The following is a 16,981-nucleotide window of genomic DNA, read 5'->3' on the forward strand; positions in this document are numbered from 1 at the left end:
CTCCGCGCGAGGGCCAGCAGCGGATGGCCAAGGCGATCGAGCAGGCGATCGAGACCGGCGAGCACCTGATCGTTCAGGCCGGCACCGGTACCGGAAAGTCCCTCGGCTACCTGGCGCCGGCCCTGCTGCACGTGCAGGGCAGCAAGCAGCGCATCGTGGTCGCCACGGCGACCCTGGCGCTGCAGGCGCAGCTGGCCAGTTCCGACATCCCCAATGCGCTCAAGGCCGTCGCCAAGGTCACCGGCCGGGAACCTTCGCACGCCATCCTCAAGGGCCGTACGAACTACGCCTGCCTTCTGAAGACCCGCGACGGCATCGTCGATGACCAGGACACCCTGCTCGGCGGGGCCGACCTGGCCGCCAACCTCAAGGAGTCGAAGGCCGACGTCGAGTCCGTGCTGGGCGCCGAGGTCCTGATGCTGCGGGACTGGGCCGAGGAACAGCTCAAGGCCAAGGGTCTGGCGGACCGGGACGACGCCCCCACCCACAGCCCGCGCGCGTGGGGGCTGGTCTCTATGCCGGTGCGCGAGTGTCTGGGCGTGCAGCGCTGTCCCTATGGCAGTGAGTGCTTCGTCGAGTCCTCCCGGGAGAAGGCGCGCGGATCCAGTCTGGTGGTCACCAACCACGCACTGCTGGCCATCGACGCCATGCACGGTGGTACGGCGCTGCCGGAACACGACATCGTGATCATCGACGAGGCGCACGAGCTGGTCAGCCGGGTCACCGGCGCCGCCAGCGACGAGTTGAGCCCTCAGACCGTCGAACGCGTGGCCAAGCGCGCCCTGCCGTGGCTCAGCGATGACCTGGGCCTGGAATTCCTGGAGTGTGGCGACATCCTGGCCGCAGCCCTGGAGGACTCGGAGCTGACCCGGATCACCGCGCCGTGCTCCGCCACCACGGCCTTCGAGACCATCCGCGACGTGAGCCGCCGCGTGGTCACCGGCCTGGGCAGCAAAGGGGAGAAGGGCAAGAAGGACGTCGACCCCGAGCAGCAGCAGGCGGCGAGCGCCGTCAAGGAGGTCTTCGACATCGCCGAGCGGATGGCGGCGCTGGGGACCAATGACGTCGTGTGGGTGAGTGAGCGTGAGCGCTTCGGACGCCAGGCGCAGGTTGCGCCCCTGAGCGTCGCCGGGCTGATGCGTGAGCGCGTGCTGGGGGAGGCGACGACGATCCTCACCTCCGCCACCCTCAAGATCGGTGGGGACTTCAACCAGGTGGCCGGCCAGATCGGTCTGCGCAAGAGCGACCGGCTGGAGGGCGAGCGGCATGACCCGGACAATCGGCTTGCCTGGCGGGCACTCGACGTGGGCACCCCCTTCACCTACGCGAAGCAGGGCATCCTGTACTGCGCGACGAGTCTGCCCAATCCCCGGCGCGAGGGGATCACCCAGGAGGCGCTGGCGGAGATCGCGGAGCTGGTCTGGGCGGCGGGTGGCCGCACCCTGGGCCTGTTCGCCTCGCAGAAGTCCGCGGAGGTGGCGGCGGCGCACGTGCGCAAGCAGCTGCCGAAGATGACGATCCTGTGCCAGGGGGACGCGCAGCTCTCGGATCTGACCAAGCGTTTCATCGCCGAACCGGAGGTCTGCCTGTTCGGAACCGTCAGCCTCTGGCAGGGCATCGACGTGCCCGGAGAGACCTGCGAACTGGTGATCATCGACAAGATCCCCTTCCCTCGTCCCGACGATCCGCTGATGCAGGCCCGCCAGCAGGCCGTGGTGGATGCCGGTGGCAATGGGTTCATGGCGGTGGCCGCCACCCATGCTGGCCTGCTGATGGCCCAAGGGGCCGGGCGCCTGATCCGTCGCGTCACGGACAAGGGGGTGGTGGCGGTGCTGGACGCGCGGCTGGTCAAGGCCCGCTACGGCGGCTTCCTGCGGGCCTCGATGCCGGACTTCTGGATGACCCAAGACCGTGAGGTGGCCGTGCAGGCGCTGCGTCGGCTGCAGGAGGGCCGGGGCTGATGGAGGAGTTGCCCCACGGCAGCCACTTCCAGCGTCTGGACCAGGCTCGCGTGCGCCGCTCCACCGCCGAGCTCCAGACGTGGATCCGGGATCGTTTTCCCGACCGCACCCTGTGGGAGGTCTGCGGGGAGCTGGGGGCCCTAGTGGACGAGGTGGCACTGCGCGACGGGCTGAACCAGCGCAGGATCCGCGCCGCTCGGATGCTCTCCCGGCTCGCGGTGGTGCTGGTGGTGGCCTTCCTCACGGGAACCGTCGGGCTGGCCGTGCTGGACCTGGTGCGGGGAGGCCAGTTCCAGGCGGTCGACTTCCTGCCATTGCTGGAGACCATCATCAACACCTCCGTCTTCGGCGGCTTGGCGGTGCTCTTCCTGCTGGCCGTCCCGGAGCGGATGGAGCGGGCCCGGATCCTGCGGGTGCTGCACCGGCTGCGCTCGCTGGCGCACGTGATCGACATGCACCAGCTGACCAAGATCCCGGGGCGCGACGAACTGGCCTCCGCCGATCTGGGGGCCTATCTGGAGCAGTGCTCGGAGATGCTGTCGCTGGTGGGCAAGACAGCCGCCCTGTTCGCAGAGGACACCACCGACGGCGATGTCCTGGATGCGGTGGAGGGCATCGAGGCGCTGACCTCCGACATGGCCCGCAAGGTGTGGCAGAAGATCGCCATCATCCAGCCGGACTGACCAGCCCGGTTCACACCTTGCGCAGGACGGCGACGACCTTGCCCAGGATCCTGGCGTGGTTGCCGTCGATCGGGGAGTAGGCCTCGTTGTGGGGCATCAGCCAGACCTGGCCCGGTGTCTTCTTCAGCGTCTTGACGGTGGCCTCGTCGTCGAGCAGCGCGGCCACGATCTCGCCATTGTTGGCGTCGGCCTGCTGGCGCACCACCACCCAGTCGCCGTCGCAGATGGCCGCATCGACCATCGAGTCGCCATGGACCTCCAACATGAAGATGGTGCCCTCACCCACCAACTGCTTGGGCAGGGCGAAGACGTCCTCCACATGCTCCTCGGCGAGGATCGGACCACCGGCGGCGATCCTGCCGACCATCGGTACGTTCACGGCACTCGGTAGGGCATCACGGATGCCGGTGATGTCGGCCGGCTCGGAGGTCTCGGGGACCGGCTTGGCCTTGGGCTTCAGGGAGTCCGGGAGGTGCAGTTCCATGGCGCGGGGTTGGCCGTGCACCCGTCGGATGTACCCGCGATTCTCCAGCTGCTTGAGCTGGTGGGCGACGCTGGACGAGCTGGCGAGGCCGGAGGCATCGCAGATCTCACGGATGGTGGGCGGATAGCCGCGCTGGGCGAAGGAGTCCCGGATGATCTCCAGGATGCGACGCTGGCGCGGGGTCAGTCCATCGGGATCCGCGGGGCCGTCCGGGAGCGCCTTGAGCCGTCCCCGTCCCGCCAGCTCGCGGCGCACCTGCTCATTGCTGGGCCGGCCCACCGGACGCTTGCCCTGGGGGCTGTTCTTCTCGTTCCCTGTCGCCATGGGGCAAGCCTAGTGCCCGGAGGCGTTCGATTCAAACATCTGTTCGAGGTTGTGGGGTGGCATTTGCGGGTGCTCCGGAGGTCTGTTCACAAAAAATGTCAGAGGCACCTGTTTGACTCATCATGACCTCGAACCGCGGGTGTCGACCATCGGCCGACACGCCATCATTCGAATGGATGTTTGATTGGAGCGGGGAGGGGCGCTAGTGTTGAGGCATCGAACACCTGTTCGACGAGCGGATGGCTCGCCGGCGGGATTTCGCCCAAGAAGCAAGGAGCAACCATGAGTGCATCGCTGATCGCCAAGGCCAATGCCGTCACCCCGGCCAAGGTCCGCCGCCGCGTGCGTGAGCAGCAGCTGCGTGGCCCGCAGGCACGTCCGGTGCGGTTGACCGCGCCGGGCGGGCGTCCGCTGCAGCCGGTGGCTCCCGGTGGACACGGCGCCCCGGTCGAGCTGGTCTGGGGGTCCGACGCGCGGGGGCGCGCCGCACGCCCGGCCAGCGGTCAGGTCCAGCTCACTGATCGCGGGATCCTCGCGGTCGTCGTGCTGTTGGGGCTGATCGTGGTCGCCACCGTGTCCGTGGGCGTGGTGCGATTTCTGGGGGTCAGCGATGCCCCCCTGGAGGAGGCGCCCACCGGCGGTACCGCCGTCGTCGCCCTGCGGAACTGACACGAAGGATGAAGACCTCGACCCTTGGGGGTCGAGGCCTTCATGCTGTGTGCCGTGGGGTTCAGCTCACTTGGTGTCGATCACCAGGGTGTTGCAGATCTTGTCAGCGAAGGTCTGGCGACGGGAGTCCCACAGCGGGAAGAGGTAGCCGATCAGGCAGGAGATGGTGTCCAGGATGTGCGCGATCTGGCGCAGGAAGGCCTTCCCTGCGCCCACGGGCTGGCCGGTGTCGGCATTCACCAGCTGGATGCCCAGCACCTGGCGTCCCAACGAGACGCCGGTCTTGCCGTCCTTGAAGACCATGTTCCAGATGAACCACGCGAAGCCCACGACCAGCAGGATGAAGCCCAGGGTGGGGTTGGTGCCGACCCTCTCGGTCTTGCTCGCGTAGTCATAACCGCCAATCATCGGGTCCGTGATCCGGTTGATGATGGTGATGGGCGCCCAGTCGATCAGGTGGCTGCCCACGCGCTTGATCCACGAGGTCAGCGCAGGGGTGGGGCCGTAGGCCATCTGGCCATAGCCGGGCTGCCCGTTACCCTGCTGGGCATAGGGATTGGCCATTGCGTTCGGGTCCTGCGCGGCCGGCTGCCCGTACTGGGGCTGGCCGTAGGGATCGGCGGCGGGCTGCTGGGGCTGGCCGTACTGGGGCTGGCCGTAGGGATCGGCGGCGGGCTGCTGGGGCTGGCCGTACTGGGGCTGGCCGTAGGGATCAGCAGCGGGCTGTCCCTGCACCGGCTGCTGGCCAAAGGGCTGCTCGGGGCTGGAGTTCTGCGGGCCCCACGGGTTCTCGGGGGTCTTCTCGGGCGGGTTCGTCACGGCAATTCTCCAATTCTGGTCAGGATGCGTCTCGAATGCTAGGGGTGCAGGGGTTCGCCTCATCGGTGGCGCGCCCAGTGGAGGTGGACTCTTCAGACCTCGGAAAGGGGACGGTCCAGCGGCACAATGGGTTCCATGGAACCAACCGCGAACGCGCCGACGGACTTCGATCCGCGTCGTGGGCTCCGGGGGCTCGCGCTGCTGGGGCTGGTGGGCCTGGGCCAGATTTCACTGGTCTTCGTGCTCGGGCGTGGCGTCGCCTGCCCGTTGCGCGAGGCCACCGGCCTCCTGTGCCCGATCTGTGGCACCACGACGGCGGTACGCCACCTTCTCCAGGGGGACGTGGGGGCTGCGTGGGGCGCCAACCCGTTCACGATGCTGATCGCCCTGGCCCTGGCCCTGTGCGCCGTCTGTTGGCTCGTCGAGGTGGCTGGTGGGCCCGCCACTCGTCCGCCACGGCGCCTGCGGCCGCTCACCTTCGAACGCGTGAGCCTGGCGATGGCGGGGCCGGCGGTGCTCTTCGCCATCCTGCGCAACCTGCTCTGATCTGATCGCGGGCTGCCACTCGACACGCCGCGGAAGCGCGACTTCGTGGAGTTTGATTTTGGGGTCCGCGCGGCCTACGGTATCCATATCTAGTGGTTGCAGACATGTGATTAACCCACAGCTAGTGGTTGAAGCACATATTACCGCCACTTGTCCATTTCATCGACGACGCCTGCGCGGTGCCTCGTCGTGTGCTCGAAAGGAGGTTGGCATGCATTGTCCGTTCTGCCGCAATGCCGACTCCCGTGTGCTGGACTCGCGCGCCACTGACGACGGCTGCAGCATTCGTCGTCGCCGCCAGTGCCCCGCCTGCGAGCGTCGCTTCACCACCATCGAACAGGTGCAGCTGTCCGTGCTGAAGAAGTCCGGCGTTGCCGAGCCCTTCAACCGGGACAAGGTCATCTCCGGCGTACGCAAGGCCTGCAAGGGTCGGCCGGTCAGCGAGGCCGACCTGGCCCGGCTGGGCCAGCGCGTCGAGGAGACCCTGCGCGCCAGCGGCATGGGTGAGGTTCCCACCGACGAGGTGGGCATCGCCATCCTCGAGCCCTTGCGCGAACTGGACCAGGTGGCCTACCTGCGCTTCGCCAGTGTCTACAAGCACTACCAGGGCGTCGAGGACTTCGAGGAGGAGATCCGGCGCCTGCGCGCGCCGTCCGCCGAGTCCACCGCCAGCCACTGAACCTTGCGAACGGGAGAGACCCCGGCCGCCTTCTGTTGAGAACACCCCCGAAGAGAGAGTCGAAGCATGACCGAAACCACCAGGACCTCACGTCGCCAGCCCAAGAAGACTGCCGGCCTGACCATCGAGCGGGTCTTCTCCACTGAGGGCGTGCACCCCTATGACGAGGTCACCTGGGAGAAGCGGGACGTCGTCCAGACCAACTGGAAGACCGGTGAGAACGTCTTCGAGCAGAATGACGTGGAGTTCCCGGACTTCTGGAGCCTGAATGCCACCACCATCGTCACCACGAAGTACTTCCGTGGGGCCCTGGGCACCCCGCAGCGTGAGACCGGCCTCAAGCAGCTGATCGATCGGGTCGTGAACACCTACTCGAAGGCCGGCCTGGACAACGGCTACTTCGTGAGTGACAAGGATGCCCAGGTCTTCGAGGACGAGCTGCGCTGGATGCTGCTGCACCAGTACTTCAGCTTCAACTCCCCGGTCTGGTTCAACGTCGGCACCTCGAGCCCGCAGCAGGTCAGTGCGTGCTTCATCCTCTCCGTCGACGACTCGATGGACTCCATCCTGAACTGGTACAAGGAGGAGGGCTTCATCTTCAAGGGCGGCTCCGGTGCCGGCCTGAACCTCTCCCGGATCCGTTCCTCCAAGGAGCTGCTCAGCTCCGGCGGAACCGCCTCCGGCCCCGTCTCCTTCATGCGTGGCGCCGATGCGAGCGCTGGAACCATCAAGTCCGGTGGCGCCACTCGTCGCGCCGCCAAGATGGTCGTGCTGGACGTCGACCACCCCGACATCGTCGAGTTCATCGAGACCAAGGCGCGTGAGGAGGACAAGATCCGCGCCCTGCGTGATGCAGGCTTCGACATGGACCTGAGCGGCAAGGACATCACCAGCGTCCAGTACCAGAACGCGAACAACTCCGTGCGAGTCAGCGACGAATTCATGTCGGCCGTCGAGAACGACACCATGTTCGGCCTCAAGGCCCGCGGCGACGGCCACGTGATCGAGGAGGTCAAGGCCACCGAGCTCTTCGGCAAGATGGCCACCGCCGCATGGGAGTGCGCCGATCCCGGTATCCAGTACAACGACACCATCAATGACTGGCACACCAACCCGAACTCCGGGCCGATCACCGCGTCGAACCCGTGCAGCGAGTACATGAGCCTGGACAACTCGTCCTGCAACCTGGCCAGCCTCAACCTGCTGAAGTTCCTCGACGAGGACGACATCTTCGACGTCGAGCGCTTCACCAAGGCCGTCGAGCTGATCATCACTGCGATGGACATCAGCATCTGCTTCGCGGACTTCCCGACCGAGGCGATCGGCGACACCACCCGCAAGTTCCGCCAGCTGGGCATCGGCTACGCCAACCTGGGCGCGCTGCTCATGGCGCTGGGCCTGGGCTATGACTCCGAGGGTGGCCGCAAGCTGGCCGCCGCCATCACCTCGCTGATGACCGGTACCTCCTACCGTCGTAGCGCAGAGCTTGCCGCGGTCGTCGGCCCCTACGCCGGGTACGCGGCCAATGCCGAGCCGCACCAGCGCGTCATGCGCAAGCACCAGGCCGCGAGCGATGCCCTCAAGCCGCTGCACACCAATGACTCCGTGGTGGCCAAGGCCGCCAACGAGCAGTGGGCCCAGGTCGTCGAGCTCGGTGCCGTCAACGGCTTCCGCAACGCACAGGCCTCCGTGCTGGCCCCCACCGGCACCATCGGCTTCATGATGGACTGCGACACCACCGGCGTGGAGCCCGACTTCAGCCTGGTCAAGTTCAAGAAGCTGGTCGGCGGCAGCTCCATGCAGATCGTCAACCAGACCATCCCGCGTGCCTTGAAGAACCTGGGCTACGGCGCCGACGAGATCGAGAAGATCGTCGCCTTCATCGCTGATCACGGCCACGTCATCGACGCCCCGGCCCTGAAGAAGGAGCACTACGAGGTCTTCGACTGCGCCATGGGCGCCCGGGCCATCCAGCCCATGGGCCACGTACGGATGATGGCGGCCGTCCAGCCCTTCCTGTCCGGCGCGATCAGCAAGACGGTGAACCTGCCCGAGACGGCCACCGTCGAGGAGATCGCCGACGTCTACATGCAGGGCTGGAAGTTCGGCCTCAAGGCACTGGCCGTCTACCGCGACAACTGCAAGGTGGGCCAGCCACTGTCCGACGGCAAGAAGGGTGACGGCAAGAAGGTCGCCGACGACGCCGCCGCGACAGCTGCCGCCGCGGCCGCTCCGGCTCCCGAGGTGCGGGTGGAGTACCGCCCGCGTCGACGTCGCCTGCCCAAGAGCCGCGATGGCCGCACCACCAGCTTCTCGGTGGCCGGCGCCGAGGGCTACATGACCTCCAGCAAGTACGAGGACGGTCAGCTCGGTGAGGTCTTCCTCAAGCTCGGCAAGCAGGGTTCGACCCTGGCCGGTGTGATGGACGCCTTCTCGATCGCGATCTCCATCGCCCTGCAGTACGGCGTGCCGCTGGAGACCTATGTCCAGAAGTTCACCAACCAGAAGTTCGAGCCCGCCGGCATGACCGACGATCCGGACATCCGCATCGCCCAGTCGATCATGGACTACATCTTCCGCCGCCTGGCGCTGGACTACCTGTCCTTCGACGAGCGTTCGGAACTGGGCATCTACACCTCGGCCGAGCGTGCCCGCTATGTCGAGACCGGTTCCTACATCAGCGAGGAGGACGAGGCCGAGATGCCCGAGTCCGAGTCGCTGAAGAATGATGCCGGCGATGACCTGCGTGTCGACGAGGGCGGCCCCGTCCAGCCGTCGCTGATCCAGGCCAGCCCGAAGGTGGAGCAGGAGACGGTGGGCAGCGCCCACACCACCACCGAGATGATGGAGGGCCTGACCGGGCACGCCATCGACGCACCGCTGTGCATGACCTGCGGCACGAAGATGCGTCCGAGCGGCTCCTGCTATGTCTGCGAGGGTTGCGGCTCCACCAGCGGCTGCAGCTGATCGCCACTCCTGACCGCCGACGGCGGCGTACCCACCCCGGGTACGCCGCCGTCGGCGTCCTAGGGTAGTTTCAACCTCAACTGTCACCTGCTTGCCTGACCCCCCAAGGAGATCCGCATGAACCGCAGCACCCGACCGCTGGCCCTCGCCGCTGCCGCCCTGATGCTCTTCGGTGGGTGCTCCGCAGGCAGCACCCAGAGCACACCCGCCGCCCCCAGTTCCAGTGCCGGGGGAGCGGGTGTCCTCGACCGGCTCGGCGTGCAGGGCAAGGATGCCGTCGCGACGATCGACGCCCTGGACCGATCCACCGATCCGCGGCCCATCGAGGGCCTTCAGGCCTCGGTCAAGGCGGACCGGCTGGTGATCACCGATGACGCGGGGGAGCGCAGCCTGCCGATCCCGGCGGACAAGTTCTACCTGTCCATCGCGCCCTATCTGCAGACCACGCACGACTGCTTCGCCCACAGCCTGTCCGGTTGCCAGGGCGAACAGGTGGACAAGGAGATGCACATCACCATCGTGGACGGGGCCGGCAAGAAGCTCGTGGACAAGGACGTCACCACGGCCGGCAACGGCTTCGTCGGCCTCTGGCTGCCGCGCGACACCAGCGGCAGCGTGACCGCGACGATGGGGGACAAGTCCGGAACCGTGCCCTTCAGCACGGGCGCCGACAGCCCCACCTGCCTCACTACCCTGCGCATGAACTGAACCCACCCCGGGCACGCTCCGCGGGGAGTAGCCTCGCTCCATGGAGGGCAGGCAACCGGCGTGGGCGCGGGTGCTGCCCGGACTCGACGTCCTGGCGCACTACCGGCGCGAATGGCTGCGCGGCGACGTGCTGGGCGGGATCACCGTGGCCGCCTACCTCGTGCCCCAGGTGATGGCCTATGCCGTCGTCGCCGGACTGCCGCCGGTCGCGGGCCTGTGGGCGAGCGGCGTGCCCCTGGTGGTCTACGCACTCATGGGGTCCTCCCGGCAGTTGTCGGTCGGGCCGGAGTCCACCACGGCCCTGATGACTGCTGCGGGCGTCGCGGCGCTGGCCGGTCAGGGGGCGGGGCACCCACCCGACGAGCTTGCCGCCGCGCTGGCCTTCGCGGTCGGTCTGGTCTGTCTGGCCGGATACCTGCTGCGCCTCGGCTTCCTGGCTGCCCTGCTCAGCCGCCCAGTGCTGGTGGGCTACATGAGCGGCGTCGCCGTGATGATGATCACCTCCCAGCTGGGCAAGGTCTCCCGCCTCGGCGTGCAGGGAGAGCGCCCGGACCAGGAGATCTGGTGGTGGATCACCCACCTCGGCAGTGCACATCGCCCGACCCTGGCCCTGGCGCTGCTGGTGCTGGTCCTGCTCTTCGCCGCCCGGCGCCTGCTCCCCACCTGGCCCGGACCACTGCTGGTCATGGTGGCCGCGGCCCTCGTGGTGTGGCTCGCCGACCTGCAGGCCCACGGGATCCGCACCATCGGAGCGGTGCCGGCCGGCCTGCCTCGCGCCGCCCTGCCGAGCCCCGACGGCCTGCCCTGGGGGCACTTGTTCGCCGCGGCTCTGGGCATCGCCCTGGTGGGCTATTCGGACAATGTGCTCACGGCTCGCGCCTTCGCGGCCCGTCACCGACAGGACGTGGATGCCAACCAGGAATTCCTGGCGCTGGGCCTTGCCAACCTAGCCACCGCAGCCACGGGCGGCTTCCCCGTCTCCAGCTCTGGCAGCCGCACCGTCCTGGCGGACTCGATGGGCGCGCGCAGCCAGCTGCACAGCCTGGTCAGCGCCGTGATGCTGTTGGTGGTGATGTTCTGGCTCGCGCCCCTGTTGGCCTGGTTCCCGGCGGCCGCGCTAGGGGCGGTGGTGGTCTACGCCGCCATCCGGCTCGTGGACGTCGCCGAGTGGCGACGGGTGGCGCGCTTTCGGCGCAGTGAACTGGTGCTGGCATTGGTGACAACCATGTCCGTGCTGGGCTTCGGTGTCCTGAACGGGATCGGGGTGGCAATCGTGCTCAGCCTCCTGGACCTCCTGCGTCGCCTGGCCCATCCCAATGACGGGGTGCTCGGGGAGGTTCCGGGGATGGCCGGCATGCACGACGTGCGGGACTACGAGGCCGCCCGGCAGATCCCGGGCCTGGTGGTCTATCGCTACGATTCTCCGCTCTTCTTCGCCAATGCCGATGACTTCGCCCACCGGGCCCAGCGGGCCGCCGAGAGGGCGCCGCAACCCGTCCACTGGTTCCTGCTCAATGCCGAGGCCAATGTGGTGGTGGACCTGACCGCCGTCGACGAACTGGACCAGTTGCGGGAGCGGCTGGAGGCTCGCGGCATCGTCTTCGCTATGGCCCGCGTCAAGCAGGACCTGTTCGACCAGCTGGAGCGCGCCGGCTTCGTGGAGAAGGTGGGCCCCGGCCACGTCTTCCCGACATTGCCGACGGCCGTCGCGGGCTATCGCGAATGGCTGGCCGCCAGCGGACGGTTGGCGGCCCAGGCCAACAGCGCGGAACCCACCCAGACGCCGAGCACGCCCAGCGAGGAGCGTGGCTGATCCGGGTGGATGACCAGCCCGTGGCGCCACACGCCCACCAGGCTGAGGCTGAGGACCAGCAGGGCCAGGACCGCGACCGGACCATTCTGCGCCGGGCCCAGCGGTGGGATCATGCGCAGGTTGAGCCGGGCGACCGCGGGCACCACGATGGCAATCAGCACCAGGGCCACCACCGGGGTGAAGGCGGGGAAAGTGGTCACCGTCACCAGTGACGGCCACACCGTGCCCAGCCCGATCCCGATGCCGAAGGCCGCGACGACACACGGCATGTGCCACAGGTAGGTGGTCATCAGCAGGGCATTGACCACCTCCATGGCCCGGCGGACCCCGGGGCGCTCCAGCACGACCAGCCGTCGCCCGGACAGGAGGCCCAGGACCCCGGTCTGCGCCAGGGCCAGCCAGGCCATCGCCACGGTGGGAGGTTGCAGGTTGGAGACCCACCGGGATCCCATGCCCAGCGCCGGCACCGGCCAACCGCCCATCGCCCCGAAGCGCAGGTGGAGCAGCAGCACGATGGCCGTGGTGCCCGCGGCCACGGCGGCGGCAGCGTGCCAGCGGGGGCCGGTGCGCAGGAAGCCCCGCTGGTGGGCTATGCCGATCTGGTGGCAGGCCAACCACACGAAGGCCAGGTTCCAGTACCGGTGGTCCAGCACGCCGGTGGTGATGGTCCACACGTCCACGGCCGTGGCGGCCCCGAACATCACCATGGGCACCAGCCACCACCACCGGTCGTGGAGCCACACCAGGGCGGGGGCCAGCAGGACCACCAGCAGGTAGCTGACCAGGAACCAGAGCAGTTTGGTGAGGTTGTGGCTGATGGTCACCGCATCCTCGAGGTGGCCCAGCCAAGCGGCCCCCGTGCTGGGGATCGCGAAGAAGGTGATGAAGACCGTGGTGGGGCCGATCAGTCGTCGTCCACGGTTGGCGTAGTAGTGCGCCAGACCGGTGCCACGCTGCCGCATCTTGTCCACCACCAGCGCATGGGCGAAGCCGCCCGCGACGAAGAACAAGGGCATCACCATCAGCAGCCAGGAGCCGTACCAGCCCCACGGCCCCAGCTCCATGGTACGGGCCTGCCAGCCTGTCTCGGTCCGCCCGACCCGCCACGGGCCGGCGTGGAAGCCCACCACCATGCAGACGGCAAGAGCGCGAGCCGCGTCGATCAGCAGCTCGCGCTCGGTGCCGGTGGGCGGTGCATCGGGGCTCACCCGTTCAGGGTAGGGCCCCTCGGTTCAGCCCTGGGTGTTCTCCGTGGCCTGGGTGGGGCGCTGTCCCAGCTCCTGGTCGAGCCGCAACAGGCCTGGGCCGTCGTCATTGATCATCCTGATCCGGCCGATGATCTCGCTGACGGTGGCCTCCTCCTCGAGCTGCTCCCCGATGAACCAGCTGAGCAGGGGGCGGGAGTCCAGGTCCCCGGCGGCATCGCCCTCCCGGTACAGGTTGCGGATGGACTCGGAGACCTTCTGCTCGTGCTCCAGTGCAGCGGTGAAGACATCGAGCGGCGTCATCGTCTGCTGGGCCTTCGGTGCGCTGATGGCTCCGATGCGTGGATGGTTGTCCCGGTCCAGCAGGTGGTCTATGAACTTGTTGGCGTGCACGATCTCCTCGTCGGCCTGGTGGCGCAGCCAGGCGGCCATGCCCGGCAGGTCCTGGGCGTCGACCTCGATGGCCAGCTGGCGGTAGACGGTGGAGGCCTCCAGTTCGAGGGTGATCTGGTCGTTGAACAGCTTCTCGAGTTCATTGGACATCTTCATGGGTCCAGCCTGCAACGGCGCAGGGCCAGGGAAAAGGAATTTGGCCAAGGGCGAACTGGCGATGGGGCGAGGCGGCGGGGCCCATGGTGGTCATGGTCCGCAAGCCCCGCGGTGGCCGCCTAGGGTTGGAAGGGTGACGGCCGTTCTGGGGGGATTCTTCGCGATCTGGGCCGTCGTGGCCGTGGGCATGCTGTTGGCCCACCTGCGCATCCTCGACGCCGGCTCTCAGCTGATCCTGAGCAAGCTCAGTTTCTTCGCCGGCAGTCCGGCCCTGATGCTGACGATGATGGCGACGGCCGACCTCAAACGAATCTTCGCCTGGAACCTGCTGGTGACCGTGCTCGCCACCCTCACCACCGGAGCCCTGGCACTGGCGCTGCTGCGGCTGGTGCTGCGCGAGCCCGACCAGAGGCGCCCCTCGATGGGGCACACCGTGATTGCCGTCTTCTGCGCCTGCTATGTCAATGCCGGCAACATGGGCCTGCCGATTGCGTCCTATGTGCTGCACGACGTGACATGGATCGCGCCCCTGCTGCTGGTACAGGTGGCCGTGCTCCAGCCCCTCGGCCTTGCCTTCCTGGACATCGAGGCGGCCCGCGACGGGGGAGGTCCCCTCTCGCGTCGGCAGAACCTGCTGGTGCCGCTGCGCAACCCGATGACCCTCGGAGTGCTCGCAGGACTGGCCCTCAACCTCACCGGCGTCACCATCCCGCAATGGCTGGACACCCCGCTGACCATGCTCGGTGGTCTGGCCGTGCCCACGATGCTGATCGCCTTCGGTGTCTCCCTGCGCCTGGGGCCGCTTCCGGGACGTGGGCCGCAGTTCACGGAGACCCTGGTCCTGTGTGCGCTGAAGCTCCTCGTCCAGCCTCTGGTGGCCCTGGCGCTGGCCCGGGCCTTCGCCCTCGACGCCGTGACGACCCTGGCCGTGATGGTGCTGGCCGGGCTCCCGACCGCGCAGAACATCTTCAGCCATGCGGTGCGCTACCAGCGTCAGGTGGTGCTGGCCCGTGACGTGGTCTTCATCACCTCCGTGTGCTCCATCCCCACCATCATGGCGATGGCCGTACTGCTGGGGTGAGCCGCGCTGTACTAGGTTTGCCAACATGGACGAGGAACTGGTCAGCACCGACGGATTCGACTTCGATGCGAGCACCGCACAGGCGTGGAAGCTCTTCGGTGAACGGCTGGCCGAGGTGGTCTCGATGATCGAGGACGGTGCCAGCCTGCGGGTGGACACCGTGGCCCCGGACACCCAGACGGCCCCCTTCGTCTGCTTCACCTGTGGTCAGCGCGCGAGCCGTGAGGAGCAACCTGTGGTGCTCGTCGAGGCCTCCAGCAATGCCGTGCTGGGCGATGGCCACCAACTGACGACCGCCCAGTTGGACCAGCTCGAGGCCCTCGGCTGGCAGCCCCCGACCACCGACCAGCCCCACCCGACCGCGAACTTCTGGGCCGAGGAGATCCAGGACGACAGTGACAGGCTGGCCGAGCTGGCCGTCGACACCCTGCGCGATGTCTTCGGCGTGCAGCACCCGGTCTTCCTCGTTCCCGACCAGCTGGCCGAGATCCTCGCGCCGTCGGCCGCGGTTCGCGAGGAGCTGGACGGTAGCGAGGCACGCATGGAGTCGGGGCCGGCCGAGGCCCACGACTTCGTGGCCGTCACCGCCCGGGACCGCGATGAACTGCACTCCTTGGTGCGCACCGAGCTCACCCACATGTTCGGTCACGAGCCGATCGTCGACGACGAGGGGGACTTCGCCATCCGGGTGGGCTCCTCGATGGTCTTCGTGCGCTGTGCACCCGATGGCCGGGAGGTGCTGCTCTTCTCAGCCCTCGTCCACGACCTCGAGGGTCGTGGACGGGCGGTCGAGGTGCTCAATGACCTGAACTCGGAATCCCGGTTCGGGCGCTTCTCGCTCTACCGGGACCGGGTCTTCGTCACCATGAGCCTGCTCACCCGGCCCTTCGTGCCGGCCCACCTGCACGAGGGCGTCCGGATCATCACCCAGATCGCCGACGGGATCGACGACGACCTGGCGGCCAAGCTGCGCGGGCGGGTCACCTTCACCGAGCAGGACTGATCCGGATACGATCGGGTGGACGGGGTTTGCCCGAGGGACCGGGCGGGCCACGATCCTGACGAGGAGGGATGATCGGCATGGTGCAGGGTCATTTCGAACAGCTGGATGCCGCCGAGTGCGCCCAGCTGCTGCGCGAGGCGAGCATCGGGAGGGTGGCCTTCGTCGGGCCGGACGGCATGACCGTCTTGCCCCTGGCCTATGCGGTCGACGGTGAGGACATCATCCTGCGCACCGCCGCCGGTACCCAGCTGGCGAGTCTTGGCGCGGGCACTCCGGTCGCCTTCGAGGTGGACGAGTTCGATCCCGAGGTGCGCAATGGTTGGAGCGTGCTGGCGCGGGGGCGGCTCGGCGTCCTCGACCCATCGCGGGAAGTGCGTGAGGTGCCCGAGCCCTTTGTTCCCGGTGAACGCGAGGTACTCGTGACACTGGCCGTGGAGAGCCTTTCCGGACGAGCCGTCTCCGGGGACTGAGGAGGAAGACATGAGCAGCGATTCCGTTCACGAAAGCCCTGAGCTGTCCGGCCCGCGCGTCCTGGTGGGCGTCGACGGGTCCGAGGATGGCCTGCGGGCCGTGCGCTACGGCGCCCGGGCCGCCCGGTTGGGCCGCGCCACCCTGCATCTGGTGCACGCCGTGGACGATGCGGTGATGGCGGGTGCCTGGGGTGTCGTCTATGACCCGAGTGCCCTGCAGGAGGCGGGGGAGCACGCCAACCAGGCCGCGCGCGCTGCGGCCCTCGAAGCGGGGCTGGACGCGCAGCAGGTGCACGACGAAGTGGTGCTGGGCAATGCCGCCGCGGTGCTGGCCCGGTTGAGCGAGGGCGCCGACCTGCTGGTCACGGGGCGTCGTTCCGTGAGCGGCCTGGAACGCATGTTCATCGGGTCGACCAGCGTCGCCCTGGCCGATGCGGCGCAGTGCCCACTGGTGGTCATCTCTGCGGCCGCGACTCCGGGAGCCACTGGCGGGCAGAACCACATTGCGGTGGGCATTGACGCGGAGAGCCACTCGCCGAACACCCTGGGGTGGGCGTTGGCCGAGGCCGAGGCCCGTGGGGCGCGGCTGACGGTGGCCCATGTCTCCCGGCAGGAGGGCCGGGCGGGACAGGTGGATGAGGTGGCGCGCCGGGCCATCGACGAGCTCCTGGAGCCCCTGCGGGTCTCCCATCCGCTGGTGGATGTGCAGGTGCAGGTCTCGCACGGCAATCCCGTCGACGAGCTGGTGGACCTGTCCGGTCAGGTGGACCTGCTGGTCCTCGGCGTGCAGCGGCCCAAGCTGCTGGGAATCCACCTCGGAGGCGTGATGCGCGCCGTGCTGGCGCATGCCCAGAGCCCCGTGGCACTGGTGAAGTGACAATTATCACACGGCTGGATGTGTCCCCTGATCTCGTGACATGAGGCCTCGGCGCGGCGTGAACGAGGAATTGAAATACCTAGTCAGGGCCGCGGCCTTGTGGGTGCTCGGGGTGTTGGCTGCGCTCCCGGGCTCCAGCGCGT

At 68.1% G+C, this 16,981-nt stretch carries 16 protein-coding genes; 12 read left to right on the forward strand and 4 right to left on the reverse strand.

Translation table 11 applies throughout. The features are described from left to right. Window positions 1–23: 23 nt before the first annotated feature. On the forward strand, window positions 24–1,961 hold the full coding sequence (locus tag EDD41_RS15925; RefSeq protein ID WP_123577202.1) for an ATP-dependent DNA helicase: 1,938 nt from the start codon (window positions 24–26) through the stop codon (window positions 1,959–1,961). Beyond that, entirely contained in the window at window positions 1,961–2,644 is a 684-nt protein-coding gene (locus tag EDD41_RS15930) for a hypothetical protein (RefSeq protein ID WP_123576616.1), read from the forward strand. Before EDD41_RS15925 ends, EDD41_RS15930 begins: the two co-directional genes overlap by 1 nt. Window positions 2,645–2,654: 10 nt before the next feature. On the opposite strand, the gene lexA is transcribed toward EDD41_RS15930, so the two are convergent. After that, window positions 2,655–3,452 (reverse strand): transcriptional repressor LexA, encoded by a 798-nt coding sequence (lexA, locus tag EDD41_RS15935; protein WP_094764884.1) that lies wholly within the window; start codon window positions 3,450–3,452, stop codon window positions 2,655–2,657. Between the two features lie 282 nt (window positions 3,453–3,734). On the opposite strand from lexA, the gene EDD41_RS15940 reads away from it, so the two are divergent. Next, window positions 3,735–4,121 carry a hypothetical protein gene (locus EDD41_RS15940; RefSeq protein WP_123576618.1) on the forward strand — a complete coding sequence of 129 codons (387 nt, stop codon included), beginning with the start codon at window positions 3,735–3,737 and terminating at the stop codon, window positions 4,119–4,121. Window positions 4,122–4,187: 66 nt separating this feature from the next. Here EDD41_RS15940 and EDD41_RS17910 read toward each other — a convergent pair whose 3' ends face one another. After that, entirely contained in the window at window positions 4,188–4,940 is a 753-nt protein-coding gene (locus EDD41_RS17910; protein ID WP_211336682.1) for an RDD family protein, read from the reverse strand. A gap of 135 nt (window positions 4,941–5,075) precedes the next feature. On the opposite strand from EDD41_RS17910, the gene EDD41_RS15950 reads away from it, so the two are divergent. The 5 genes from EDD41_RS15950 (at window position 5,076) to EDD41_RS15970 (ending at window position 11,653) form a co-directional block, all read left to right on the forward strand. Continuing rightward, entirely contained in the window at window positions 5,076–5,486 is a 411-nt protein-coding gene (locus EDD41_RS15950) for a DUF2752 domain-containing protein (protein WP_170165409.1), read from the forward strand. 211 nt (window positions 5,487–5,697) lie between these two features. Further along, window positions 5,698–6,165: a transcriptional regulator NrdR gene (nrdR, locus tag EDD41_RS15955; RefSeq protein ID WP_123576621.1), complete on the forward strand. Its 468-nt coding sequence runs from the start codon at window positions 5,698–5,700 to the stop codon at window positions 6,163–6,165. A 66-nt stretch (window positions 6,166–6,231) separates the two neighbouring features. Next, window positions 6,232–9,132: a vitamin B12-dependent ribonucleotide reductase gene (locus EDD41_RS15960; RefSeq protein ID WP_123576623.1), complete on the forward strand. Its 2,901-nt coding sequence runs from the start codon at window positions 6,232–6,234 to the stop codon at window positions 9,130–9,132. 117 nt (window positions 9,133–9,249) lie between these two features. Continuing rightward, window positions 9,250–9,840, forward strand: coding sequence for a CueP family metal-binding protein (locus tag EDD41_RS15965; protein ID WP_123576625.1), 591 nt, complete (start codon window positions 9,250–9,252; stop codon window positions 9,838–9,840). A 40-nt stretch (window positions 9,841–9,880) separates the two neighbouring features. Continuing rightward, window positions 9,881–11,653 (forward strand): SulP family inorganic anion transporter, encoded by a 1,773-nt coding sequence (locus tag EDD41_RS15970; protein WP_123576627.1) that lies wholly within the window; start codon window positions 9,881–9,883, stop codon window positions 11,651–11,653. Here the strand turns inward: EDD41_RS15970 and EDD41_RS15975 are convergent. Next, complete coding sequence (locus EDD41_RS15975; protein ID WP_123576629.1) at window positions 11,554–12,861, reverse strand: acyltransferase family protein; 1,308 nt, start codon at window positions 12,859–12,861, stop codon at window positions 11,554–11,556. The genes EDD41_RS15970 and EDD41_RS15975 overlap by 100 nt on opposite strands. 24 nt (window positions 12,862–12,885) lie before the next feature. Next, the gene (locus EDD41_RS15980; protein WP_094764892.1) at window positions 12,886–13,407 is read right to left on the reverse strand and encodes a ferritin; all 522 of its coding nucleotides are present in this window, start codon (window positions 13,405–13,407) and stop codon (window positions 12,886–12,888) included. Between the two features lie 133 nt (window positions 13,408–13,540). On the opposite strand from EDD41_RS15980, the gene EDD41_RS15985 reads away from it, so the two are divergent. The 4 genes from EDD41_RS15985 (at window position 13,541) to EDD41_RS16000 (ending at window position 16,838) form a co-directional block, all read left to right on the forward strand. Continuing rightward, window positions 13,541–14,488: an AEC family transporter gene (locus EDD41_RS15985; protein WP_123576631.1), complete on the forward strand. Its 948-nt coding sequence runs from the start codon at window positions 13,541–13,543 to the stop codon at window positions 14,486–14,488. Window positions 14,489–14,513: 25 nt separating this feature from the next. Then, on the forward strand, window positions 14,514–15,491 hold the full coding sequence (locus tag EDD41_RS15990; RefSeq protein ID WP_094764894.1) for a T3SS (YopN, CesT) and YbjN peptide-binding chaperone 1: 978 nt from the start codon (window positions 14,514–14,516) through the stop codon (window positions 15,489–15,491). Between the two features lie 68 nt (window positions 15,492–15,559). Beyond that, the gene (locus EDD41_RS15995) at window positions 15,560–15,961 is read left to right on the forward strand and encodes a pyridoxamine 5'-phosphate oxidase family protein (RefSeq protein ID WP_094764895.1); all 402 of its coding nucleotides are present in this window, start codon (window positions 15,560–15,562) and stop codon (window positions 15,959–15,961) included. A gap of 10 nt (window positions 15,962–15,971) precedes the next feature. After that, window positions 15,972–16,838 (forward strand): universal stress protein, encoded by an 867-nt coding sequence (locus EDD41_RS16000; RefSeq protein ID WP_123576632.1) that lies wholly within the window; start codon window positions 15,972–15,974, stop codon window positions 16,836–16,838. The last annotated feature ends 143 nt before the right edge of the window (window positions 16,839–16,981 follow it).

The organism is Luteococcus japonicus (assembly GCF_003752415.1).
GTDB lineage: Bacteria > Actinomycetota > Actinomycetes > Propionibacteriales > Propionibacteriaceae > Luteococcus > Luteococcus japonicus.

Coding starts and splice junctions, on each gene's coding strand:
- EDD41_RS15950 (WP_170165409.1), top strand. CDS start 5,076: ATGGAACCAACCGCGAACGCGCCGACGGACTTCGATCCGCGTCGTGGG.
- EDD41_RS15940 (WP_123576618.1), top strand. CDS start 3,735: ATGAGTGCATCGCTGATCGCCAAGGCCAATGCCGTCACCCCGGCCAAG.
- EDD41_RS15930 (WP_123576616.1), top strand. CDS start 1,961: ATGGAGGAGTTGCCCCACGGCAGCCACTTCCAGCGTCTGGACCAGGCT.
- nrdR (WP_123576621.1), top strand. CDS start 5,698: ATGCATTGTCCGTTCTGCCGCAATGCCGACTCCCGTGTGCTGGACTCG.
- lexA (WP_094764884.1), bottom strand. CDS start 3,452: ATGGCGACAGGGAACGAGAAGAACAGCCCCCAGGGCAAGCGTCCGGTG.
- EDD41_RS15925 (WP_123577202.1), top strand. CDS start 24: ATGGCCAAGGCGATCGAGCAGGCGATCGAGACCGGCGAGCACCTGATC.
- EDD41_RS15995 (WP_094764895.1), top strand. CDS start 15,560: ATGATCGGCATGGTGCAGGGTCATTTCGAACAGCTGGATGCCGCCGAG.
- EDD41_RS15980 (WP_094764892.1), bottom strand. CDS start 13,407: ATGAAGATGTCCAATGAACTCGAGAAGCTGTTCAACGACCAGATCACC.
- EDD41_RS15965 (WP_123576625.1), top strand. CDS start 9,250: ATGAACCGCAGCACCCGACCGCTGGCCCTCGCCGCTGCCGCCCTGATG.
- EDD41_RS15990 (WP_094764894.1), top strand. CDS start 14,514: ATGGACGAGGAACTGGTCAGCACCGACGGATTCGACTTCGATGCGAGC.
- EDD41_RS15960 (WP_123576623.1), top strand. CDS start 6,232: ATGACCGAAACCACCAGGACCTCACGTCGCCAGCCCAAGAAGACTGCC.
- EDD41_RS15970 (WP_123576627.1), top strand. CDS start 9,881: ATGGAGGGCAGGCAACCGGCGTGGGCGCGGGTGCTGCCCGGACTCGAC.
- EDD41_RS16000 (WP_123576632.1), top strand. CDS start 15,972: ATGAGCAGCGATTCCGTTCACGAAAGCCCTGAGCTGTCCGGCCCGCGC.